The 23,001-nt window shown below is 72.4% G+C and carries 22 protein-coding genes and 1 pseudogene; 5 read left to right on the forward strand and 18 right to left on the reverse strand.

Going from position 1 to position 23,001, the window contains the following annotated elements; translation table 11 throughout:
• Positions 1–99 precede the first annotated feature (99 nt).
• Positions 100–738, forward strand: coding sequence for an HAD family hydrolase (locus ACRWND_RS01040; protein WP_431944804.1), 639 nt, complete (start codon positions 100–102; stop codon positions 736–738).
• Positions 739–752: 14 nt separating this feature from the next.
• Here ACRWND_RS01040 and ACRWND_RS01045 read toward each other — a convergent pair.
• Positions 753–998, reverse strand: a pseudogene (locus tag ACRWND_RS01045) (transposase); the annotation flags it as partial.
• Between the two features lie 172 nt (positions 999–1,170).
• The gene (locus ACRWND_RS01050; protein WP_431944806.1) at positions 1,171–2,382 is read right to left on the reverse strand and encodes a pyridoxal phosphate-dependent aminotransferase; all 1,212 of its coding nucleotides are present in this window, start codon (positions 2,380–2,382) and stop codon (positions 1,171–1,173) included.
• A 105-nt stretch (positions 2,383–2,487) separates the two neighbouring features.
• On the opposite strand from ACRWND_RS01050, the gene ACRWND_RS01055 reads away from it, so the two are divergent.
• A complete protein-coding gene (locus ACRWND_RS01055; protein ID WP_431945071.1) occupies positions 2,488–3,102 on the forward strand; it encodes a winged helix-turn-helix transcriptional regulator in 615 nt (204 codons plus the stop codon).
• Between the two features lie 138 nt (positions 3,103–3,240).
• Here ACRWND_RS01055 and ACRWND_RS01060 read toward each other — a convergent pair whose 3' ends face one another.
• From ACRWND_RS01060 to ACRWND_RS01130, 15 genes are all read right to left on the reverse strand, one after another.
• A complete protein-coding gene (locus ACRWND_RS01060) occupies positions 3,241–3,996 on the reverse strand; it encodes a sirohydrochlorin chelatase (protein ID WP_431944808.1) in 756 nt (251 codons plus the stop codon).
• 2 nt (positions 3,997–3,998) lie between these two features.
• Positions 3,999–4,919: an ABC transporter permease gene (locus tag ACRWND_RS01065; protein WP_431944810.1), complete on the reverse strand. Its 921-nt coding sequence runs from the start codon at positions 4,917–4,919 to the stop codon at positions 3,999–4,001.
• Entirely contained in the window at positions 4,906–5,700 is a 795-nt protein-coding gene (locus ACRWND_RS01070) for an ABC transporter ATP-binding protein (protein ID WP_431944812.1), read from the reverse strand. The genes ACRWND_RS01065 and ACRWND_RS01070 overlap by 14 nt, the downstream gene beginning before the upstream one ends.
• Positions 5,701–5,753: 53 nt before the next feature.
• Positions 5,754–6,881 carry an ABC transporter substrate-binding protein gene (locus ACRWND_RS01075; protein WP_431944814.1) on the reverse strand — a complete coding sequence of 376 codons (1,128 nt, stop codon included), beginning with the start codon at positions 6,879–6,881 and terminating at the stop codon, positions 5,754–5,756.
• 399 nt (positions 6,882–7,280) lie between these two features.
• Positions 7,281–8,630, reverse strand: coding sequence for a sulfate adenylyltransferase subunit 1 (locus ACRWND_RS01080; protein WP_431944816.1), 1,350 nt, complete (start codon positions 8,628–8,630; stop codon positions 7,281–7,283).
• A 2-nt stretch (positions 8,631–8,632) separates the two neighbouring features.
• Positions 8,633–9,568: a sulfate adenylyltransferase subunit CysD gene (gene cysD, locus ACRWND_RS01085; RefSeq protein ID WP_431944818.1), complete on the reverse strand. Its 936-nt coding sequence runs from the start codon at positions 9,566–9,568 to the stop codon at positions 8,633–8,635.
• Between the two features lie 118 nt (positions 9,569–9,686).
• Positions 9,687–10,232, reverse strand: a complete 546-nt coding sequence (gene cysC, locus ACRWND_RS01090) for an adenylyl-sulfate kinase (protein ID WP_431944820.1) — start codon at positions 10,230–10,232, stop codon at positions 9,687–9,689.
• Positions 10,233–10,336: 104 nt separating this feature from the next.
• Positions 10,337–11,011, reverse strand: a complete 675-nt coding sequence (locus tag ACRWND_RS01095) for a phosphoadenylyl-sulfate reductase (protein ID WP_431945073.1) — start codon at positions 11,009–11,011, stop codon at positions 10,337–10,339.
• 29 nt (positions 11,012–11,040) lie between these two features.
• Positions 11,041–11,220, reverse strand: coding sequence for a hypothetical protein (locus tag ACRWND_RS01100; RefSeq protein ID WP_431944822.1), 180 nt, complete (start codon positions 11,218–11,220; stop codon positions 11,041–11,043).
• The gene (locus tag ACRWND_RS01105; protein ID WP_431944824.1) at positions 11,217–12,914 is read right to left on the reverse strand and encodes a nitrite/sulfite reductase; all 1,698 of its coding nucleotides are present in this window, start codon (positions 12,912–12,914) and stop codon (positions 11,217–11,219) included. Before ACRWND_RS01105 ends, ACRWND_RS01100 begins: the two co-directional genes overlap by 4 nt.
• 168 nt (positions 12,915–13,082) lie before the next feature.
• A complete protein-coding gene (locus ACRWND_RS01110) occupies positions 13,083–13,166 on the reverse strand; it encodes a putative leader peptide (protein ID WP_431945075.1) in 84 nt (27 codons plus the stop codon).
• 93 nt (positions 13,167–13,259) lie between these two features.
• Positions 13,260–14,297 (reverse strand): carbohydrate kinase family protein, encoded by a 1,038-nt coding sequence (locus ACRWND_RS01115; RefSeq protein ID WP_431944826.1) that lies wholly within the window; start codon positions 14,295–14,297, stop codon positions 13,260–13,262.
• Between the two features lie 26 nt (positions 14,298–14,323).
• Positions 14,324–14,902 (reverse strand): GNAT family N-acetyltransferase, encoded by a 579-nt coding sequence (locus ACRWND_RS01120; RefSeq protein WP_431944828.1) that lies wholly within the window; start codon positions 14,900–14,902, stop codon positions 14,324–14,326.
• A gap of 97 nt (positions 14,903–14,999) precedes the next feature.
• The gene (locus ACRWND_RS01125) at positions 15,000–16,289 is read right to left on the reverse strand and encodes a GAF domain-containing protein (RefSeq protein ID WP_431944830.1); all 1,290 of its coding nucleotides are present in this window, start codon (positions 16,287–16,289) and stop codon (positions 15,000–15,002) included.
• A gap of 359 nt (positions 16,290–16,648) precedes the next feature.
• Positions 16,649–18,283 (reverse strand): acyl-CoA dehydrogenase family protein, encoded by a 1,635-nt coding sequence (locus ACRWND_RS01130; RefSeq protein ID WP_431944832.1) that lies wholly within the window; start codon positions 18,281–18,283, stop codon positions 16,649–16,651.
• A gap of 18 nt (positions 18,284–18,301) precedes the next feature.
• On the opposite strand from ACRWND_RS01130, the gene ACRWND_RS01135 reads away from it, so the two are divergent.
• Both ACRWND_RS01135 and ACRWND_RS01140 read left to right on the forward strand, forming a co-directional pair.
• Positions 18,302–19,462 carry a YihY/virulence factor BrkB family protein gene (locus tag ACRWND_RS01135; RefSeq protein ID WP_431944834.1) on the forward strand — a complete coding sequence of 387 codons (1,161 nt, stop codon included), beginning with the start codon at positions 18,302–18,304 and terminating at the stop codon, positions 19,460–19,462.
• A gap of 139 nt (positions 19,463–19,601) precedes the next feature.
• Positions 19,602–20,279: a helix-turn-helix domain-containing protein gene (locus tag ACRWND_RS01140; protein WP_431944836.1), complete on the forward strand. Its 678-nt coding sequence runs from the start codon at positions 19,602–19,604 to the stop codon at positions 20,277–20,279.
• Positions 20,280–20,370: 91 nt separating this feature from the next.
• Here ACRWND_RS01140 and ACRWND_RS01145 read toward each other — a convergent pair whose 3' ends face one another.
• Positions 20,371–20,763 (reverse strand): VOC family protein, encoded by a 393-nt coding sequence (locus ACRWND_RS01145; protein WP_431944838.1) that lies wholly within the window; start codon positions 20,761–20,763, stop codon positions 20,371–20,373.
• 1,144 nt (positions 20,764–21,907) lie between these two features.
• On the opposite strand from ACRWND_RS01145, the gene ACRWND_RS01150 reads away from it, so the two are divergent.
• Positions 21,908–22,864: a hypothetical protein gene (locus ACRWND_RS01150; RefSeq protein WP_431944840.1), complete on the forward strand. Its 957-nt coding sequence runs from the start codon at positions 21,908–21,910 to the stop codon at positions 22,862–22,864.
• Positions 22,865–23,001: the final 137 nt, after the last annotated feature.

Consider the following 23,001-nt stretch of genomic DNA (forward strand, 5'->3'; position numbering starts at 1 on the left):
GTGGCGCGTGGGTCGTTACTGGGGCTGAGGCGGAGCACCACCGGGGAGCGGTCTGCGACGGCACGCCTAGCCGCTGCGGCCTCCGGAGGGAATGAGGCTGTGAAGAAGTACATCCTCTCCGATCATGACGGCGTCCTGGTCGACACCGAGTTCTGGTATTTCAAATCCGCGGAACGCGCCCTGGCGGAGGCCGGTTTCACGCTGGACAAGGATCAGTACCTTCAGGACATGGCCCGTGGATCGGGCTCATGGGCCCAAGCCAAGGCGGCCGGCATCGAAGACCGGACCCTCAGCCGGGTTCGCGAGGCCCGCAACGGCTACTACCAGGAGTACCTGAGGACTGAGGCCATTGAGATCGAGGGCGTCGTCGACACTCTTGCCGAACTGTCGGCGCACATCCGCATGGCCATCGTGACGACCGCGAAACGGGCCGACTTCGACATCATCCATGAGAAGCGCCAGATCAGGCAGTTCATGGATTTCGTCATTGTTCGCGAAGACTACCAACTCGCCAAGCCGCACCCGGAACCGTACCTGGCCGGGCTGAAGCGCTTCGGCGCAACCAGGGAGGAGACTCTGGTGGTGGAGGACTCGGCCAGAGGACTGACCTCGGCGGTTGCGGCCGGTATCGACTGCGCTGTTGTCCATAACGAGTTCACGAAGGACAACGACTTTTCCCAGGCAAGTTACCGGATCGACAGCCTGAGCGAATTGAAGGGCATCCTCCGGGTGAGCTGACCACCTTGGCGCGGCTAACCTGCTGGCCCGACCTTCTTGGTCCAGTCGGTGCGGGGGCTTTTGCGGGTGAGGCGTCGGGTCATCATGGTGATGAGTGCCCAGTTCAGGTGGGCTTCAGAGTGCTGCGGGAGACGTTCGTAGTCGCGTGTGTTGCGGCGGGCGTTCATGCACCAGCCGATCGTGCGCTCGACTTTCCAACGGCGGGGCAACACGACGAAGCCCTTGGCCCCTTTGGGCCGGGAGACGATGCGCAGGCTCAGCATTGGCCAACGGGTCGTTCGCCAGAACAGTGCGGTAGGCCGCGCCGGTCCTCGTCGGTGAGCTTCTTCGTCCACACCGGTTCGGCGAGCACCCGCTGGACGAGCGCCGACGGTTTTCCGCCGCCCTGCCGTAGCCGCTGGTCAGTGCGGGGCGCCCGGCCCCCGGGAGGTGTCACTGCCGGTAGCCCGCGAGGAAGCGGCCGATGCGGCTGATCGCCGCGTCCAGGTCGTCGGCCCGGGGGAGGGTCAGGATGCGGAAGTGGTCCGGGCGCGGCCAGCTGAAGCCGGTGCCCTGCACCACCTGGATCTTCTCCCGGAGCAGCAGGTCGAGCACGAACTTCTCGTCGTCGTGGATCCGGTGCACCTTCGGGTCCAGCCGGGGGAAGGCGTACAGCGCGCCCTTGGGCTTGACGCAGCTGACGCCAAAGATCTCGTTCAGCTTCTCCCATGCCTTGTCACGCTGCTCGTGCAGCCGCCCCCCGGGCAGGATCAGGTCCTTGATGCTCTGCCGTCCGCCGAGCGCGGCCTGGATCGCCTGCTGGGCCGGGACGTTGGGGCACAGCCGCATCGATGCCAGCATCGTCAGGCCCTCGAGGTAGCTCCTGGCGTGCTGCCGAGGGCCGGTGACGACCAGCCACCCGGAGCGGAAGCCCGCCACCCGGTAGGCCTTGGACAGCCCGCTGAAGGTCAGGCACAGCACGTCGGGGGCGAGCTGGGCCGCCGTGTGGTGGACGGCGTCGTCGTAGAGGATCTTGTCGTAGACCTCGTCGGCGAAGACGACCAGGTGGTGGCGCCGGGCCAGGTCGAGCATGCCCTCGAGGAGTTCGCGCGGGTAGACCGCGCCAGTCGGGTTGTTGGGGTTGATGATGACCAGCGCCCGCGTACGGCTGGTGATCTTCGAGGCGATGTCGTCGAGGTCGGGGAACCAGTCCGCCTGCTCGTCGCAGAGGTAGTGAACGGCCTTGCCGCCGGCCAGGTTCGTCACGGCCGTCCACAGAGGGAAGTCCGGGGCCGGGATCAGCACCTCGTCGCCGTCGTCGACGAGGGCCTGGACGGCCATCTGCACCAGTTCCGACACCCCGTTGCCGAGGAAGACGTCGTCCACGCCGACGTCGGCGAGCCCGCGCTCCTGGTAGTGCTGGGCCACCGCCCGCCGGGCGGACAGGATGCCGCGCGAGTCGCTGTAGCCGTGCGAGGCGGGGAGCGTGCGGATGATGTCCTGGAGGATCTCCTCGGGCGCCTCGAAGCCGAAGAGCGCCGGATTGCCCGTGTTGAGCCGAAGGACGCTGTGGCCGGCCTCCTCCAACGCGTTGGCGTGCTCGATCACCGGCCCGCGGATCTCGTAGCAGACGTCGGCCAGCTTGCTCGACTGCTTGTACTCCATGCGACGGCCTCCCGACCCGGTCCGGCGATCCTGCTCGGTGCGACTGCTCTCCTTGGTTTTACCAAGTACGTGCTTGGAAAGTCCAACTCCTTGTCTACACTGGGGATCATGCCGCGCCGAAGTTACGACCAGTACTGCGCCGTCGCCCGGGCCCTGGACACCGTCGGGGAGCGCTGGACGCTCCTGATCGTCAGGGAGTTGCTGGCGGGCCCCCGCCGCTACACCGACCTCCACGCCGACCTGCCCGGCGTCAGCACCGACGTCCTCGCCTCACGGCTCAAGGAGATGGAGCGCGACGGCCTGGTCAACCGCCGCCGCCTCGCGCCGCCCGGTGCCGCGTACGTCTACGAACTCACCCCGCGCGGCCGCGGACTGCTCTCGGTGCTCGGCGCCCTCGCCGAGTGGGGCGCGCCGGAACTGCGGGAACCCCGGCCCACCGACGCCGTCCGCGCGCACTGGGCCGCCGTGCCCCTCATGCGGCATCTCGCAGCGCTGCCCGGGGCGCTCGCGGGGGTGGTCGAGGTCCGCCTCGACGAGGGCGCCTTCCACATCGAACTGGGCGGTGTGACCCCGTCGTACGCGGACGGCCCCGCCGAACGTCCCGACGCGGTGCTGGCCCTGCCGGCGGGCGCCGTCCAGGACCTCGGCGGCACCCTGCTCGACGGCGGCGCGAAGGTCACCGGAGACGGCCCCCTCGCGGACGCCCTGCGCGGCGCCTGAGGGCCGTACACGACATTCCGCTCGGCCCGCGCCGCACTGCCCGGCGGCGCTCGGCGGACGGGCATGGGGCGGGGTGGGACGGGTCGTTCGGCTGTCCCGGCCTCTCGCGCCCTGAGGCCACGAGAGGCTGCCGCCGCCTCAGGCCGACGCGAGCGACACGCGCGGCAGCAGCGCCTCGTCGAAGCGGCGCAGCAGCAGCCGGGCGACCTCGGGGGCGTCGCCGAGGACGTCGGCGAGGACGTCCGCCCCGGAGGCCTGGGCGCCGCGGGCGATGCGGTCGGGCAGGAAGCCCGGCGCGAGGACGTACGGCGCGACGGCGATGTGCCGCACCCCCTCGGCGCGCAGGGCGCGCACCGCCTCGTCGGTGGTGGGAAGGGATGCGGAGGCGAAGGCAGGCCGCACGTCGCGCCAACCGGTACGCCGCCACTCCCGCGCGATGTCCTCGATCACCGCGATCGCCTCCGGGTCGGAGGAGCCCGCCGAGGCCAGGACGATCCCGGTCGAGGGGCGGTCGCCGGGGCCGAGCCCGGCTTCGCGCAGCCGCCGCTCCAGGGCGCCCAGCAGCAGCGGTGAGGGGCCGAGCACGCCCGCCCGGCGCACCCGCATCCCGGCGTGCCGCGCCGCGCACTCGCGCAGCACCGCCGGGATGTCCGACTTGGCGTGGAAGGCACGGGTCAGCAGCAGGGGAAGGGCCACCACGTCGCGCACGCCCTCCGCGGCCAGCCGGTCCACGACCTGCGGCACGTCGGGGGCGCAGTGGTCGAGGAAGGCCGTCTCCACCCGTTGTCCGGGGCGGGCCGCACGGACCTGTTCGGTCAGGGCGTGGACGGTCGCGGCGTGCCGCGGGTCGCGGCTGCCGTGGGCGATGACGAGGAGGACGTGGCGCGCGGTCATGGTCAGCCTCGAGCGAGCAGGCCGCGGCCGCGCAGCACCGTGCGTTCCAGCGGCGCGAAGACCAGCAGTTCGATGCCGATGCCGACGACCAGGATGAGCAGGATCGCGGCCAGCACGCTCGGCATGTCGGACAGTTCGCGTCCCTGCTCGAGCAACTGGCCCAGGCCCACGCCGAGGTCGGGGGAGGTGGCGATCAGCTCGGCGGCCATCAGGGAGCGCCAGGAGAACGCCCAGCCCTGCTTGAGGCCGGCGAGGTAACCGGGCAGGGCGGCGGGCAGCAGCACGTGCCGCACCGCGTGGACGCCGGTCGCGCCGATGGTGCGCCCGGCCCGCAGGAACAGCGGCGGGATCTGGTCGACGCCCGCGACGAGGCCGTTGGCGATCGAGGGCACCGCGCCCAGCAGCACCACGCAGTAGATCGTGGCGTCCGACAGCCCGAACCAGATGATCGATGCGGGCACCCACGCCACCGACGGCAGGGACTGCAGGCCCGACAGGATCGGCCCGATCGCGGCCCGCACCACCCTTACCCGCGCCACGAGCAGGCCGAGCGGCGTGCCGATCACGACGGAGGCCACGAAGCCCAGTGCGCCGCGTGACAGGCTGGTCCAGACGTAGCCGAGCAGGGTGCCGTCGAGCCACTTGTCCTGCAGGGCCCGTCCCACGTCAGCGGGACTGGGGAGCTGGTAGTGCGGCTTGACCTCGAAGTGGTACGCGAGCTGCCACACCACCAGCACCAGGGCGATGGCGACGAGCGGGGGGACGGCCTTCTGCAGCAGCACGCGGGCCGGCGGCACGCGCGGGGCGGAGGGCGTCTCCAGGGCGTCGAGCCCGGCCCCGATCCCCGCGAGATCCCCGGAGGGCGCGGTTTTCGCGGCGTCGGTGGCGTGCGCGGCGTGCGCCTTCGTCTCAGTGCTGGCCATGGCGGCGGATCTCCCCCCGGAGGTGTTCGGTGATCTCCACGGAGAGCTCGGCCACGGCCGAGTCCTCGATGCGGCGCGGCTGCGGGATGTCGACCTTCCACTCCCGGGCGATCCGTCCCGGCCGCGAGGAGAGCAGCACGACCCGCTCGGCGAGCCGCACCGCCTCACGGACGTTGTGGGTCACGAACAGCACCGACAGGCGGGTCTCGGACCAGATGCGGGTGAGCTCCTCGTGCAGGACGTCGCGGGTGATGGCGTCGAGCGCCGCGAACGGCTCGTCCATCAGCAGCAGCCTGCTGTCCTGCGCCAGCGCCCGGGCCAGCGCGACCCGCTGCCGCATGCCGCCGGACAGCTCGTGCACCCTCCTGCCGTACGCGCCCTTGAGGCGGACGACCTCCAGCAGCCGCTCGGCCTCCGGGCGCCGCTCGGCGCGCGGCACACCGCGCATGCGCAGGGCGAGTTCGATGTTCCTGCCCGCGGTGAGCCACGGGAACAGGGCGTGGTCCTGGAACATCAGGGCCGGGCGGCCGCCGGGGGTGTCGATGCCCCCGGCGGTCGGCCGGTCGAGTCCCGCGACCAGGTTGAGCAGCGTGGACTTGCCGCAGCCCGAGGCCCCCAGGAGGCAGACGAACTCGCCGGGGGCGACGTCGATGCTGATGTCGTCCAGCACGTGCGTTTGCGCGCCGGGACGGCCGAAGGACTTCGAGACGTGCTCGAGCCGGGCGGCGTGGGGGGCCGTGTCGGCCGTCACGGCGGGCTGGTCGGTGAGTGCGGTGGCCATGGCGTCACCTCCTGAGGGCTGGGGTTGCGGGCTTCATCGGGTGCTGCCGGGGGTCAGCCGCCGAGACCGGCGTCGTCGACGGTGGGCTTCCCGTCAGCCTTCAAGACCTTGTTGAGGAGCGTCAGGTCGTAGATCCCCTCGAGGTCGGGCTTCTCCAGCAGGCCCGCGGTGACGGCGTGGTCGGCCTCGGTCCGCAGGGTGGACGCCAGCGGGTCGTCGATCACCTGGATGCTCTTCCACGCCGGGTCGATCACATCGGCGGGCAGCGGCTTGCCGGAGAGCCTCTCCAGCTGGGCGTTGGCGTCGGCCTTCGCCTCCTCCGGGTGGGCGTTGATCCAGGCGTTGGTCTTCACCGAGCCGCGCAGCACGGCCTCGACGACGTCCGGGTGCTCCTTGAGGAAGGCCTGGGAGACGATCACGTTGGTGATGACGAACTTCTTGTCCGGCCACAGGTCGCTCTCGTCCAGGAGCACCTTCGCGCCCTCGGCCACCAGCTTCGAGGCGGTCGGTTCGGGCACCCACGCGCCGTCGATGGAGCCGGTCTTGTAGGCGTCGGGCGTCACCTTGTTGTCCGTGCGGACCACGGAGACGTCGCCCTTGCCGCTGGTGGGATCGACCTTCCAGCCCTGCTCGGCGATCCAGTTGAGGAACGCCACGTCCTGGGTGTTGCCGAGCTGGGGCGTGGCGATCTTCTTGCCCTTGACGTCCTTCAGTGTCTTGATCTTGTCCGGGTCGACGACCAGCTTCACGCCGCCGGAGGCCGAGCCGGAGATGATCTTCAGGCTCTTGCCGCCGGACTTCGTCCAGCCGTTGATCGCGGGGGAGGGGCCGATCCAGCCGATGTCGATGGAACCGGCGTTGAGGGCCTCGATCTCGGCCGGGCCGGCGTTGAACACCGACTCCTTGATCGTGGTGCCCGATCCCAGCTCGTCGGCGAAGAAGCCCTCCTTCAGGCCCACCAGCGCGGTGGCGTGGGTGAGGTTCGCGAAGTAGCCGATCTTCACCGTCGAGGCGGACAGCTTCTTGCTGGTGCCGCTGCTCGCGGCCGCACTGGTGGTGTCGTCCTTCTTCTCGGAGCCGTAGCCGCACGCGGCGAGGGCCAGTAGCGGCAGAAGGGCGGCGCCCGCTATGAGGCGGCGACGGGCGGACGTTCTCGGGGCGGTAATGCGATCGGCAGTCACGGGAGGCGGTCCTCTCGATGGCCCCGGCTCGCGCCCGCTAGGGCGTGTTTCGAAAGTAGCGCCGGCCGCCCGAAGGGCGGGTCCCGCGGCGTCTGGTGCGGTGCATCGCAAGGCGGAGAGTCGTCCTCGTAGTGGGCTACTCGGACGATTCGACAACGCAGCGAGGTGCCGTGCCGGGCGTCGCGGGACAGGCGGGACTTTCGAAACACGCCCTAGGGCGCGCCGGGGTGGTGGCTGTCTGGTGGTCGGTGGTGCGGCGCCGCGTGCGCGGCGCGGGTACGGTGCTCGGCCGGGGTCAACGCGCACATCGCGTGACACCGCCCGTGCCGCTGCCCAGAGCGCCGCTGCCGACGCGACCGCCCTCCTTGGCGAAACCCGCGAAGGCGTCGTCGAACGCCATCAGAAATCCCACCCCTCGTCGTCGGCGGCCGCGCGGTCGGCGGCCGTGGCGGTGCGGACGGCGAAGGCCTCGCCCGCCATGCCGGCGGTCAGCGTGGCGCCGTCCGCCGGGTCGATCAGCAGGAAGGAGCCGGTGAGCCGCGAGTCGGCGTACGCGTCCAGCGGCAGCGGCTCGGCGGTGCGCAGCACCACCGCGCCGATGTCGTTGACGCCGAGCCCGCCCGGCTCGTCCTGGTGCTCCAGCCCCCGGGTCAGGTCGATCCGGTACGGCAGGCGCTTCACGATCGCCTTGACCGTGCGCGTGCCGTGCTTCAGCAGCACGCGCGCGCCGACCGTCAGCGGCCGCTCGTGCAGGTGGCACACGGTCGCCTCGACGTCTTGCGTGGTCTTTGGGGCGGCGTCGGACGGCGCGATCAGGTCGCCGCGCGAGACATCCAGGTCGTCGCTGAGCAGCAGGGTCACCGACTGCGGCGCCCATGCCGCGTCGACCGGGGTGCCGAGCGCGTCGATGCCGCTGATCGTGCTCGTGAGCCCGGACGGCAGCACCGTCACCGGGTCGCCGACGCGCAGCACCCCCGAGGCGATCCGCCCCGCGTAGCCGCGGTAGTCCGGGTGCTCCGCGGTCTGCGGGCGGATCACGTACTGCACGGGGAAACGCGCGGGGTGCCCGCTGGGGTCGCTGCCGACAGGCACGGTCTCCAGGTGCTCGAGGACCGTCGGCCCGCCGTACCAGTCCATGGTGGCCGACGGGGCCACGACGTTGTCCCCGGCCAGCGCCGAGATGGGGATCGCGGTGACCTCCGGGACGCCGATCGAGGCCGCGTAAGCGGTGAACTCCTCGGCGATGGCCGCGAAGACCGGCTCCGACCAGTCGACCAGGTCCATCTTGTTCACCGCGAGCACCACGTGCGGCACCCGCAGCAGCGCGGCCACCGCCGCGTGCCGGCGGGTCTGCTCCACGACGCCGTTGCGGGCGTCCACCAGGATCACCGTCAGCTCGGCGGTCGAGGCGCCGGTGACCATGTTCCGCGTGTACTGCACGTGCCCCGGCGTGTCCGCCAGGATGAAGCGCCGACGCGGCGTCGCGAAGTAGCGGTACGCCACGTCGATGGTGATGCCCTGCTCGCGCTCCGCGCGCAGGCCGTCGGTGAGCAGCGCCAGGTCCGGGGCCTCCTGGCCGCGGCGGGCGGAGGCCAGTGCGACCGCCTCCAACTGGTCGGCGAGCACCGACTTGGAGTCGTGCAGCAGCCGGCCCACCAGCGTGGACTTGCCGTCGTCGACCGAGCCCGCGGTGGCGAAGCGCAGCAGGGAGGTGGCCGAGAGCTGCTCGGCGGCGGTGCCGGTGGTCATGGCTAGAAGTACCCCTCGCGCTTGCGGTCTTCCATCGCGGCCTCGGAGAGCTTGTCGTCGGCCCGGGTGGCGCCTCGCTCGGTGAGCCGGGACGCGGCGATCTCGGCGATGACGGCCTCGATGTCGGCGGCGTCGGAGTCCACCGCGCCGGTGCAGGACATGTCGCCCACCGTGCGGTAGCGGACCAGCCGGGTCTCCACCGGCTCGCCGTCCTTCGGGCCGCCCCAGTCGCCCGCGGTCAACCACATGCCGCCGCGCCGGAACACCGCGCGCTCGTGGGCGTAGTAGATCCCCGGCAGCTCGACGCCCTCGCGGGCGATGTACTGCCAGACGTCCAGCTCGGTCCAGTTGGACAGCGGGAAGACCCGCACGTGCTCACCGGGGGCGTGCCGGCCGTTGTAGAGCTGCCACAGCTCGGGGCGCTGGCGGCGCGGGTCCCACTGGGAGAACTCGTCGCGCAGCGAGAACACCCGCTCCTTGGCGCGGGCCTTCTCCTCGTCGCGGCGGCCGCCGCCGAAGACCGCGTCGAAGCGGTTCTCCTGGATGGCCTCGGTCAGCGGCACGGTCTGCAGCGGGTTGCGGGTGCCGTCGGGACGCTCGCGCAGCCGTCCGTCGTCGATGTAGTCCTGCACCGAGGCGACGTGCAGCCGCAGGGCGTGCTTCGCCACGGTGCGGTCCCGGTACTCCAGCACCTCGGGGAAGTTGTGACCCGTGTCGACGTGCAGCAGCGAGAAGGGCACCGCCGCTGGGGCGAAGGCCTTCAGCGCCAGGTGGAGCATGACGATGGAGTCCTTGCCGCCGGAGAAGAGGATCACCGGCCGCTCGAACTCGCCCGCCACCTCCCGGAAGATGTGCACCGCCTCCGACTCCAGCGCGTCCAGGTGGGACAGCGCGAAGGGGTTGCCGGTGTTCTCGCCGGCCGCGACGACCGTGGTCACGCCGTGCCCCCTTCGTTCGCGCCCAGGGCACGCACGTCTATGGTGCCCCCGTGTCCGTCCGGTTGGCGGACGCGCCGCCCGCCGGTCGGCTGCGGCCCGGCGGCCGCGAGCAGGTCGCTCACGCGAGTCCCCTCTCCACCAGGAGCGCCGTGACAAGCGCCGCTGAGTCCTCGACGGTGTGGTCCTCGGTCCCGATCCGCAGGTCGGGGGCCTCGGGAGCCTCATAAGGGTCGTCGACACCGGTCAGGCCGGAGATCTCGCCCGCGGCCTGCTTGGCGTACAGGCCCTTCACGTCCCGTACGGAGCAGACCTCCACCGGGGTGGCGACATGCACCTCCAGGTACGTCGTGCCCCGCGCCTCGTGGCGCTTGCGGACGGCCTCCCGGCTGTCGGCGTACGGCGCGATGACCGGGACCAGCACCTTGACCCCGTGGGAGGCGAGGAGTTCGGCGACGAAACCGATCCGCTGCACATTGGTGTGCCGGTCCTCGCGGCTGAAGCCCAGCCCGGCGGAGAGGAACTCACGGATCTCGTCGCCGTCCAGGACCTCCACGCGGTGCCCGTCGCCGCGCAGCCCGGCGGCCAGCGCACGGGCGATCGTCGTCTTGCCCGCGCTCGGCAGCCCCGTGAGCCACACCGTGGCCCCTGTGCCCGTCACGCCCATCGACTCCTCCCGGGAGGCCTGATCCGCCCGCTCCCACTGTCCTGCCGGTACCTGCTGCGCCTTCTGCGCTTCCCGCGGCGTCTGTCGCGCCTGCCGTGCCGTCATCAGCCGTGCAGCCCGCACTCGGTCTTGGCCCGTCCCGCCCAGCGGCCGGCCCGCGGGTCCTCGCCGGCCAGCACCCGGCGGGTGCAGGGGGCGCAGCCGACCGAGGCGTAACCGTCCGTCAGCAACGGGTTGCTGAGCACGCCGTGCTCGGTGACGTAGGCGTCCACGTCCTCCTGCGTCCAGCGGGCGATGGGGGACACCTTCACCTTGCCGCGCCGGGCGTCCCAGCCGACGACCGGTGTGTTCGCCCGGGTGGGGGACTCGTCGCGCCGCAGGCCGGTCGCCCAGGCGTCGTAGCCGGTCAGACCCTCCTCCAGCGGCTTGACCTTGCGCAGCGCACAGCACAGGTCGGGGTCGCGGTCGTGCAGCCGCGGCCCGTACTCGGCGTCCTGCTCGGCCACGCTCTGACGCGGCGTCAGGGTGATGACCCGCACGTCCATGACGGCGGCGACGGCGTCGCGGGTGCCGATGGTCTCCGGGAAGTGGTAGCCGGTGTCGAGGAAGACGACGTCGACGCCCGGCACGACGCGTGCGGCCAGGTGCGCCACGACCGCGTCCTCCATCGAGGAGGTGACGCAGAACCGGGACCCGAAGGTGCCGACGGCCCAACGCAGGACGTCGAGCGCGGGTGCGTCCTCGAGATCGCGGCCCGCCCGCTCGGCGAGCTCGCGCATCTCCTCCGGGGTGTGCCGCTGCACGCTGTTCACGCATCGCCTCCGTCGGGGGTTCTGCCACGCAGCCCCCGGGCCAGCAGACCCAGGAACTTCAGCTGGAAGGCGCGGTTGCACGCCCGGCACTCCCAGGCGCCGTGGCCCTGCTCCGCGGGGTGCAGGTCCTCCTCCCCGCAGTAGGGGCAGTGGAAGGGTGCGGCACGCTCGCTCACGACAGCGCCTCCTCGCTCGCACGCGTCACCCACTGCGCGAAGCGCTCGCCGTCCGCGCGCTCGGCCTGGAAGCGCCGCAGAAGGCGCTCGACATAGTCCGGCAGTTCGTCCGCGGTGACCTTCAGGCCGCGGACCTTGCGGCCGAAACCGGCCTCCAGGCCCAGCGCGCCGCCCAGGTGCACCTGGAAGCCCTCCACCTGGTTGCCCTCGTCGTCCAGCACCAGCTGGCCCTTGAGGCCGATGTCGGCGACCTGGATCCGGGCGCAGGCATTGGGGCAGCCGTTGACGTTGATCGTGATCGGCTCGTCGAACTTGGGCAGCCGGCGCTCGAGTTCGTCGATCAGCAGGGACCCGCGCGCCTTGGTCTCGACGATGGCCAGCTTGCAGAACTCGATGCCGGTGCACGCCATCGTGCCGCGCCGGAAGGGGGAGGGCCGCACCTGCAGGTCGAGCGCCTCCAGGCCGGCGACGAGGGAGTCGACCTGGTCCTGCTCGACGTCCAGCACGATCATCTTCTGCTCGACGGTGGTCCGCAGCCGGCCGGAGCCGTGCGCCTCCGCCAGTTCCGCGATCTTGCTGAGCGTGGCGCCGTCGACCCGGCCGACGCGCGGCGCGAAACCGACGTAGGAGCGGCCGTCCTTCTGGCGGTGCACCCCCACGTGGTCCCGCCACTGCTCGACCGGCTGGTCGGGGGCGGGGCCGTCGGTCAGCCTGCGTCCCAGGTACTCGTCCTCCAGCACCTGGCGGAACTTCTCCGCGCCCCAGTCGGCGACCAGGAACTTCAGCCGGGCGCGGTTGCGCAGCCGCCGGTAGCCGTAGTCGCGGAAGATCGAGATGACGCCTTCGAAGACGTCCGGGACCTCCTCCAGGGGCACCCACGCGCCCAGCCGGACCCCGATCCTGGGGTTGGTGGACAGCCCCCCGCCGACCCACACGTCGAAGCCCGGCCCGTGCTCGGGGTGGCGGACGCCGACGAAGGCGACGTCGTTGATCTCATGGGCCACGTCCAGCAGCGGCGAACCGGAGATCGCCGACTTGAACTTGCGGGGGAGATTGGAGAACTCCTTGTTCCCGACGATGCGGCGGTGCGCCTCGTCCACGGCCCACGTGCCGTCGATGATCTCGTCCTCGGCGATCCCGGCGACGGGCGAGCCGAGGATGACGCGCGGGGTGTCGCCGCACGCCTCGGTCGTCGACAGGCCCACGGCCTCCAGCCGCTGCCAGATCTCGGGCACGTCCTCGATGCGGATCCAGTGCAGCTGGATGTTCTGCCGGTCGGTGATGTCGGCCGTCCCGCGGGCGAACTGCTGGGAGATCTCCCCGATGACGCGCAGCTGCCCGGTGGTGAGCCGGCCGCCGTCGATGCGGACCCGGAGCATGAAGAACTTGTCGTCCAGTTCCTCCGGCTCCAGGATCGCGGTCTTGCCGCCGTCGATTCCTGGCTTGCGCTGGGTGTACAGGCCCCACCAGCGCATACGGCCGCGCAGGTCGGCGCTGTCGATCGCGTCGAATCCGCGGTAGCGGTAGATCGTCTCAATGCGTGTCCGCACGTTGAGACCGTCGTCGTCCCGCTTGAACTGCTCGTTGGCGTTCAGCGGGGTCATGTGGCCGGCCGCCCACTGGCCCTCGCCGCGGTGGCGACTCACCTTGCGGTGCGGCACGGCGGCCTTCGGCTGGTCAGGGGTGGAAGCCATGGCGATGCGGTCCTTCTGCAGGATGGAGAGAGGCGGTGGTAGCGCAAAAAGCCCCCTTGGCCAGCGGGCACGCCAGACGCCGCGGACAGCGCGGAGCGGGGGCGCGTCGTCGCGCCCGCGGGGCCGGGGACGGCCGGGATCAGTCCTTGAGGGGACGGCGGCGAGTGCTCAGCACGCCGGACAGATGGCGCTGGACATACGTCCGAGATCGACGTGCAGTCGACCTACCAAGGCGATTCCAGTGCGAGACATGCCGAAAGCGTGGCATGCGTTACTCGGACCAGTCCACCGTTATCCATATGATGGACGTTGTCATCCCGCATTCCGAGATATGGGCGGTGCCCGTCACCCGACGGGACGCCCCGGACTCAGGAAACCTGCCGCGATCGCCCGGAAACCGTCGTGCCCGCGGGTCCCCACATGCCGCAGCTTGTGGGCCGCCAGCGCGGCGCCCAGCCGCACGCCCGCACCGAGCAGGGACCGGTCCGCGACCAGCGCCGCCAGCAGCCCCGCCGCGAAGACATCGCCCGCCCCCGTGGCGTCCTCGACCTGCCCGTCGGGCAGCGGGCGGTGCCCGTAGAGCTCCACGGAGCCGGGCCGGTGGACCTCGACGCGGTCCGGGTACTTGACCACGGCGGCGCCCTCCCGCCGGGTCCGTACGGGGGCCAGCCGCTCGAACTCCCGCCCGTTGACCAGCAGGTAGTCGCTCATCGCCGCCATGGCCAGCACATCGTCGGTCGGCTCCGCCGACCAGATGTGCCCGGGGTCGAAACAGATCAGGGTCCCGGGTGAACGCCGCCGCACCTCCACCAGCAGCCGGTGCAGCGCCGCCCCGCCGTCCGGATCCAGGAAGGAGGTGACGTGCACCGCCCGGGCCGCCGCCAGGTAGCCGGCGATCTCCGTGAAACGCTCCCGCACATGGGCGGCGATCCCCGTGTTGGCGCCGGTGTGGGTCAGCAGCGTGCGCTCCCCGGCGTCGTGCACGGACAGGCAGATCCCGCACAGCCGGTCCGGGTCCCCGGCCACCAAGCGCCGGTCGATGCCGAGGCCGTCGAGGACCGCCGACGGGCCCGACGCCCCCAGGGGGTCGCGGCCCGCGACGCCCACGTAGCCGAGTCGCAGCCCCCGCCCCAGACGGCTCAGGGCGTGGAGGGCGTTGAAGGCCGAGCCGCCCGGCTCCGGCGTCAGCGGCACCCCCTGGGCGCGCAGCCACTCCAGCCCGGCGTGAACGGCTCGCTCGTCGACCATGCGCTCGCCGCCGCTCTCCAGCGGACGCCGCAGCCCCATCCGCGCGCCGAGCCTGGCCAGCACCTGCCTGCCGTCCAGGGCGGACGCCCCGGTGATGAGGTCGAGATTGAGCGCCCCGACCCCGACGACGTCCACGCCCCGCCCTCCCCCCTGGCCGGCCCCTACCGGGCTCCTGGCCACGGCCCCGTCACGGGCCTCCTGTCCTCTTCCCCCGTCTCGGTGCGGAAGATGCGGAAGCCGCGCTTCTCGTAATTGGCCAGCGCGTGCGGACCGTCCAGGCTGCAGGTGTGCACCCACACCCGCTTCGTGGGGGCGCGGTCCGGCCAGCGCTCGGCCAGGTCCCAGGCGCGGGCGATCCCGACGGACAGCAGGTGCCCGCCGATCCGCCGACCGCGGAAGGCGGGCAGCAGCCCGAAGTACGCGATCTCGACCTGGCCGTCGTCCTGCGGGTCCAGCTCGATGTAGCCGGCCGGGGTGTCCCGGTCGTACGCCACCCAGGTCTCGACGCCCGGGCGCTCCAGGAAGGACCGCCATTGCTCGTACGACCACGGCAGGCGGTCCGTCCAGGCGCAGTCCGAGCCCACCGAGGTGTACAGGAAGCGGCTGAACTCCGGGCACGGCACCTCGGCCCGCGCGATGCGGACGCCCGCGGCCGCGGGGTCCGGCTCCAGGGAGGGCCGCAGGTCGGCATGGGAGGTCTGCTCCAGGGACCAGGTGGTCACGGTGACGCTAGTGCTCATGCGCCACATTGTGCGGCCCCGGGGGGTCGGCGGGTCGGCGGCTCGCTGCGGTGGGCGGTCGGGGTGCGGGGTGGCCGGGACAGGGAGTCCGACCGGGTCACTGCCGCAGGCGTGCCTCGCGGACGGCGGGGGCCGTCGAGTGGGGGAGGAGGTCCATGGGATGGGCGGGGCGTACGACCTCGACGTGGACTCCGTCGGCGAAGCGGTAGGGGCGGTGGTCGAGCACCCCGGCGAGGGTGCGGCGCAACCGGGACATCTCGGCGCGCACCGTCACGGTGCGGGACGGGTCGTCGAACAGGTCGCCGGCGAGTTCCGCGGCGCTGCGGCCGTCCCGGTGCAGGGCGAGCACGAAGAGGAGTTCGGCGTGGCGCGGGCTGAGCTCCTGCGACCAGCCGCCGGCCGCACCGGAGACGCTCACCGTCCAGGTACGGGGACGGCCGAGGTCCAGCACCACGTGCCCGGCCGCCGGCGCCTCCTCCGGCGGGCCGACCCGTACCAGCCAGCCGCCCGGCAGGGGCTCCAGGGTGCAGGTGCCCAGTGCGGGCACCCAGGTGCGTCCGGCGCTCGGGTTGGCGGGCAGCGTGATCCGCTCGACGGGCGGCATCCCGGTCACGGCCGCCGTCCAGCCGTTGGGGTCGACGACCGCCGCCCGGCCCGGCATCCGGGCCAGCAGCGGGGCGGCGACCGAGCGCAGCCGGTCCACGGCCGCCCAGTGCCGGCTGCGCAGTTCGGCCTCGGCGACCCTCGTCACGGCGGTCACCAGCGACAGCATCGTGGGGTGCATGGCGGCCGCGGGCCCGCTGACGTCCACCGCGCCCAGCAGCCGTCCGTCGCGCGGGTCGTGCAGCGGGGCGGCGGCGCACGTCCACTGGTGGTGCACCCGTACGAAGTGCTCGGCGGAGTGCACCTGCATGGGGCGACCGGTGACCAGGGCGGTGCCGATCGCGTTGGTGCCGACGGCCTCCTCCGACCACGACGCACCCTCCGCGAAGCCGAGCCGGTCCGCGCTCCTGCGCACGGCCAGGCTGCCGTCCCGCCAGAGCACCCGCCCCTCGGGGTCGGTCACCACCATGATGTGCCGGGCCTCGTCGGCGACCGAGACCAGCCCGTCGCGCAGTGCCGGCAGTACGTCGCCCAGCGGGGTGCGGCGCCGGCGCACCTCGATCTCGTCGGCGGTCAGCACGCCGGTCTGACTGCCGTTGTCGGGGTCGACACCGAGGTCGAGGGCACGTCGCCAGGAGTCCTGGATGATCGGCCTGGGCACCGTACCGCCCGGTCCGCCGCTCAAGGCGGCGTCCCGCATGCCGGCGAGCAGCCGCGCGGAACGGCGCGGTTCCCCCGCTGAATGGACCGACAACGACCGTGCGTCGATCGGAACCTGGCTCATGGTGCTCCCCGCGTCCGTGTGCGCCGCGCTGTACGCGCCCCGGCAGTGACAGCGACGGCTCGGTGCTGCCACACCACTGCATATGGTGCCGCCGAGCCGTTCCCCGCGATGGGATATCAGGCCAATACCTTGCAACCGTCTGCAACGGTTGCGAATATGCCTGCAGTTGACGGACAGTGACGGCGCATCACGCTACTCGTACGGAGCCCTGAATCCGTACGACGGTGAGGCGAGGCCGGGGGTGGTGCCGAGTCGGCGCGGCACCACCCTCCGTGCGGCGCGGCGGCGGAACGTTTCCCCGCGGGTCCCGTCCCTCCGTCGGGACCTCGGGCGGACCGCCGCCGCACCCGCCCCCCAACTCACACCGGCGGGCGCGCCCGCTCCACGATCGCCGCCAGATCCAGGCCGTTCGGCAGGGTGCCGAAGGTCGCCCCCCAGTCGCCGCCGAGCCGTGAGGCGCAGAAGGCGTCCGCGACCGCCGCCGGGGCGAACCGCACCAGCAGCGAGCCCTGCAGCACCAGCGCCATGCGCTCGACCACCCGGCGCGCCCGCGCCTCGATCCCCTCCAGATCGGCCAGTTCCGTCAGCAGCGAGGTGATCGCGCGGTCCAGCCGGTGGTCCGCGCCGCGCGCCAGGCCGATCTCGCCGAGGAAGGCGTTCAGCGCCTGCGGCTCCCGCTGCAGCACCCGCAGCACGTCCAGGGCCTGCACATTGCCCGAACCCTCCCACACCGAGTTCAGGGGCGACTCGCGGAACAGCCGCGGCAGCCCCGACTCCTCGACGTAGCCGTTGCCGCCCAGGCACTCCAGGGCCTCGGCCACCAGGGGCGGGCAGCGCTTGGTGATCCAGTACTTGGCGACCGCCACCGCCAGCCGCCGCAGGTGCCGCTCCTGCTCGTCGTCCGTGTCGTACGCGGCCGCCAGCCGCAACACGGTCGTCGTGGCCGCCTCCGACTCCAGCGCCAGATCCGCCAGGACGTTGCGCATCAGCGGCTTGTCGATCAGCAGCCCGCCGAACGCGCAGCGGTGCCCGGCGTGGTGCACCGCCTGTGCCACCGCCTGCCGCATCAGCGCGGCCGAACCGGTCGCGCAGTCCAGCCGGGTGGCCGCCACCATCTCGATGATGGTCGCGATCCCGCGCCCCTCCTCGCCGACCCGGCGCGCCCACGTACCGTCGAACTCCACCTCCGCCGAGGCGTTGGAGCGGTTGCCCAGCTTGTCCTTGAGCCGCTGGATCAGGAAGACGTTGCGCGAGCCGTCCGGCAGCACTCGCGGCAGCAGGAAGCAGGTCAGCCCGCCGGGGCCCTGCGCCAGGACGAGGAAGGCGTCCGACATCGGCGCGGAGCAGAACCACTTGTGCCCGGTGAGCAGGTATGTGCCCTCCTCCGCCAGCGGCTCCGCCCGTGTGGTGGCGGCCCGCACGTCCGAGCCGCCCTGCTTCTCGGTCATCCCCATGCCGAACAGCGCCCCGGGCTTGCCCCCGGGCGCCGCGAGCCGGGGGTCGTACACCCGCGACGCGAGCCGGGGCTCCCACTCCGCGGCCAGCTCCGGGTCGGCCCGCAGCGCCGGCACCGCCGCGTGCGTCATCGACACCGGGCAGCCGTGCCCGGCCTCGGCCTGCGACCACACGAGAAAGCCCGCCGCGCGCCGCAGGTGACCGCCGGGGCGCGACCAGGCGTCGGTCAGTCCGGAGGACACGGCCCGCCCCAGCAGCCGGTGCCAGGCGGGGTGGAACTCCACCTCGTCGATCCGGTGCCCGTACCGGTCGTGGGTGCGCAGCACCGGTGGGTGGGCGTCGGCGGCCTCCGCCCACCCCCGCGCCTGCGAGGAACCGGCGGCCCGGCCGATGTCGCCGAGCTCCCGGTGGACCTCCTCCCGAAGCTCGGGCGCCACATGCCGTGCCACCCCCTCCACCAGGGTGGTGTCGGCGGCGTACACGTCATACCCGACCAGGGGCGGAGCCTGGTTGGTCACGGTGTGTGTGGGAGGACTCATGGCAGTTACGGTAGGCGCGTGCAGGCAGCAGACGAAACACCCGAGCGGCCCCGGCGAGGCCGCCTCCACCGGGCGCAGGCCCTCTACCGGAACGTATCCAAGCGCAAGGTCGGCTGGCTGCTGCTCAAGGACACGGTCAACTCGTGCATGGAGTACCGCGTCACCGGACTCGCCGCCGAAGCGGCCTTCTTCGTGCTGCTCTCGCTGCCGCCGCTGCTGCTGAGCCTCGTCGGCGCCATCGGCTACGTCGACGAGGTCATCGGCACGGACACGATCGACAACATCCGCGGCAACATCCTCACGGCCGCCGCAACCGTCCTGTCCGACAAGGGCGTCGACCAGTTGCTGCGGCCCCTGGTCGACGACGTCTTCGGCGGCGGCCGGCCCGACGTGATCTCCATCGGCTTCCTCATCGCCCTGTGGTCCGGATCGCGCGCCCTCAACGTCTTCGTGGACACGATCACGATCATGTACGGGCTGGAGGGCAGGCGCGGCATCATCAAGACGCGGCTGCTGGCCCTGCTGCTCTATGTCGTGGCCCTGGTGATCGGCGCGGTCGTCATGCCGCTGATGGTCATCGGGCCGGACGTGGTGGTGTCGCTGCTGCCGTGGAGCGAGGCCGTGATCCGGATACTGTACTGGCCGGTCGTCATCGTGCTGTCGATCGCGTTCCTCACCACGCTCTACCACGTCTCGGTACCGGTGCGGTCGCCCTGGTACGAGGACATGCCGGGAGCGGCCGTCGCCCTGCTGATCTGGGTCCTGGGCAGCTTCGTGCTCCGCATCTACCTCACCCAGACCGTCGAGGGCCCGACCATCTACGGGTCGCTGGCCGCGCCCGTCGCCGTACTGCTGTGGATCTTCGTGTCGGCCTTCGCGGTACTCGTGGGAGCCGCCGTCAACGCCGCCATCGACCGGGTGTGGCCGTCGATCGAGACGGCGGCCGCCCGCGAGGAGAACGCCCGGGCCAGGGTACGCGCCGCCGCAGACCTGGTCGCCGAGGCGGCCGCCCGCCGCGCCGCGTTCTACGCAGGTCCGGACGACGAGGTCGGCCCGGAGGACGCGCCGGCCGAATTCCCCGAACGCTGGGCGGGCTTCCTGCCACCGGAGGACGTACGGTCCCGGTTGCGCGGCCGCCGCCCCTCGGGCAAGGACGGCGGCAAGCAGCCGCGCGACTGAGGCGCTCCCGTCCGGCGGCCCTGGCCGGGCACGGCGGGGCGCGGAAGGCCCCGGGCGGCCACGGCCGTTCCTCGTCATAGCAAGGGCCGGACCGCGCCCGGATGCGGGCGGTGTCAGTGGCCGGTGCCATGCTGGAGCGGTGTACCGGGAAAGGGGCTCCTCCGTGCCCGGCGCCGTGCTGTGGACGCGGACAGCGGGCGCCAGGGCCGCCCGCGTGCTGCCCGACGGGTGCACCGACCTGATCTGGGGCGAGGACACCGGGCTCTTCGCGGCGGGCCCCGACACCGCCGCCCACCTGTCCGGCAGCCCGCCCGGCACGCGCTACGCGGGGCTGCGCTTCGCCCCCGGCGTCGGGCCCGACGTGCTCGGCGTGCCCGCGCACGAACTGCGCGACCGCCGGGTGGCGCTGGACGCGCTGTGGCCCGGCGCCGAGGCGCGCCGGCTCACCGAGCGCGTCGCCGCGGCCGCCGACCCCGGCGCCGCCCTGGAGTCGCTGCTCCTGGCGCGCGGCGTCCGCCACGTGGCGGACGCGTGGGGACCGGCGATCGCCGCGAGCCTGGCGGCCGGCGCCCGCGTGGCCGCGGTCGCCGAGGACGCCGGGCTCAGCGCGCGCCAGCTCCACCGCCGCTGCCTGGACGCCTTCGGCTACGGCCCGAAGACCCTCGCCCGCATCCTGCGCCTCCAGCGCGCACTGGGCCTGGCTCGCCAGGGCCACACCTTCGCCGACGTCGCGGCCCGCGCCGGCTACGCCGACCAGGCCCATCTCGCCCGGGACGTCCGCGCCCTCGCAGGCCTCCCGCTCGGTGGACTGCTGTAGGTGCACGGCCCGGCCGTCCGCCGGACACACCTCCACCGGGCCGCACGCTTCGGGGGGTGGCGAGGGTCCGGGAGCCCAGGTCGTGCACCGGTCATGACAGCCGTGCGAAGAGGTCCACCGGGTTCCCGTCCGGGTCGAGGACCGTGGCGTACCGCATTCCCCAGGGCGCGTCGAAGGGTTTCAGGTGCCCTGTGTATCCGGCCTCGGTCAGGTCGGCGAAGACCGCGTCCACCTCGGTCGGACCGTCGCACGCGAAGGCCAGCGCCATCCGGTGGCCACCCCGCGGCGGCGTCCACGAGGAATCGAAGGACAGGACCGTCTCCTCGGTGTCCCACGCCAGCCGCAGTCCTCCGGGCAGTGCCGCCTCCACGTGCGGTTCGGCGTCCGCCGCGGCGGGGATCTCCAGCCCCAGCCGGCGGTAGAAGGCCAGGGAGGCGGCCATGTCGGACACCACGATTTCGACGACGTCGATACGAAGAGTCATGCCGCAACGCTAGGGCCGGGCAGCCCGGGACGGCTTGAACGAATCGGACGCGCGGCGACGTTCCCGCTCCTGGACAGGGGCGTGCCGTCGGCCGCGTGCAGCCGGCGACTCGGTGGACGCCACAGCGGCCGCCCGGCACTCCGCGAGGTGACCGCTCCACGCACCCTGGCCCGGTTCGGCCGTACAGCAGCCACCGGTCCGCTGCACCGCGGCGCGACGCTCCACGACGTCCAGGCCGTGTTCGGGCCGCCGCGGGACATCGGTCGAGTCGGCAGGCGGCGCCCTTGGCCCCATCTGTTCTCCTCCGCAGACGCCGAGTTCTGTGTCCGCCGCTGCCGTCGCGTCACGCTGATCAGCGCGCAGATCCGGCGAGACGCCATAGAGCTCTATGTCCCGGGAACGAGGGCACTGGCCCACGTCCGCGGGGCCGCTCACGCGTGCCCGGGGCACCGCGGAACTCGCGTCGTCCGGTCGCCGCCTCAGCCCTGTGACTCTCAACCGACCACCTGGCCGGCTGGCCCTGCGGGTCGAGACGACAGGCGTCACCTCACCCTGACCTTCCGGGCTGAGGCCGGCTCCCAGCCCCTGCCGCAGAACGCCGGGCACTGGATCAGCGCCCACGAGTGCACGCCCCCGGCAAGCGGCGCTCGGGATGACGGCTCCGGCGCGTGAGAGAACCGGTCCCGGTGGATCGCCCGACGGCGTGGCGTTCCGAGGGTGTGACAACGGGACCGGCACTTCAGGGGCGCGCCCCCGACCCGACTGTTGGCGGCCGACCTGGACATGGGGATCGGCGTGCCCGACCGCAACGACGCGGGGCTCGACACGAGGCATGCCGAACCCGCGCCCCACCGCGGAACCCGATGTCCCGCGTCACCGACGCCTCCTCGGGTGGATGACCGGTGACGGGACGGCGAACGCTCGAAGCCGCCGACGGGGCGGGCGTCACGGTTGGGCAACACCCGGCTCGAGGCGGCAGCCGCACGCACCGGTGTGCGCATCATGAGACGCGGGTGGGGCCGTCAAGGGGGTGGAGCGGTGGAGTTCTCGGTGGAGCGGACGCTCGTGAGACGAGGCCGGCGATGGGTGACCGGAGGCCTGGCGACGGTCGGGGTGGCAGTGGTGTGGCTGCTCGCCTCGCGCAGTGCGACGGGCCCCCTGGTGCTGGGCTTCCTGGGGGGGGCTCGCGGCCTGGGCCGGGGCGAAGGACCTGCGCAAGGCGCGGCGGCCGTTCCGGCTGCGGATCGACGCGTTCGGCATCACGCTGCACGACGCGGAGCTCGCATGGGAGCAGATCGACGCGGTCTCCCTCTGGCACGTCCCCAACAGAGGGGACAGCGAGACCACCTCGCCGCCCAAGCCGCGACTCATGCTGTGGCCGGCGCCGGGTGTGGCCTTCCCCCGCAAGCCCGACCGTACCCTCGGCGACCGGCGGCGTTACACGCTCGTCCACTGCGAGGACCTGGACCAGAGCGTTCGCGAACTGACGGCTGTGCTCGCCGAGCACGGCGGCGCCGCCTTCGAGACGGCGCCGCGTTCGGTGCGCCCGCCGGTCCCGGTGACCGTTTCGGGGCCGGAATCGCGCGTGCTCGGGGAGGAACGGCAGTTCGTGGACGGGCGGCGGGCGGGCACCTGGACCTTGGTCTGGGCGGCGATCGCCGTCGTCCACAGCTACTCGTTCTGGGAACTCGTCCACGGCCGCGTCGTCGGCCCCGCGGCCTTCGCCGCCGTCGCGCCGCCCGGCGCGATCTGCTGCTGGTGCCTCGCGGGCCGTTCGTACGGGCGCTGGCGCAAACCGCTGCGCCTGCGCGTCGGGCCGGAGGGGATCGGCATGCGCCAGGCGGGCAATGACGAGTCGTTCTTCGCATGGAGGGACATCGCGGCCGTCACGGTCCACCGCTCGCCGACCTCGGGCGAAACCGGTTTGTGGCTGGTGGTGTGGCCGCTGCCGGGCAGCCGTCCGGACGACGACCCCTCATACCTGATCGACGGTCACAAGGCCTTCTCCTTGGTGCGGCTGGACCGGCTGCCCGGTGGCGCGGAGACCGTCTTGCCGGTGGTGCGGCAGTACGCGGGGGAGCGCTACAGCGAGACGGCGTGAGCCCGCCGGAAAAACCGTTGCGGGGTCCTCCGGCGTACCGGCTAGGGTGTTTCCGTCAGACCACGAGCGAATTGGGAGGTGTGGACGATGACTGTCGCCGCGATGGGCGCTGCCCGCATTCAGAAGATCATCGACAT

It is taken from the genome of Actinacidiphila sp. bgisy167 (assembly GCF_965342175.1).
GTDB lineage: Bacteria > Actinomycetota > Actinomycetes > Streptomycetales > Streptomycetaceae > Actinacidiphila.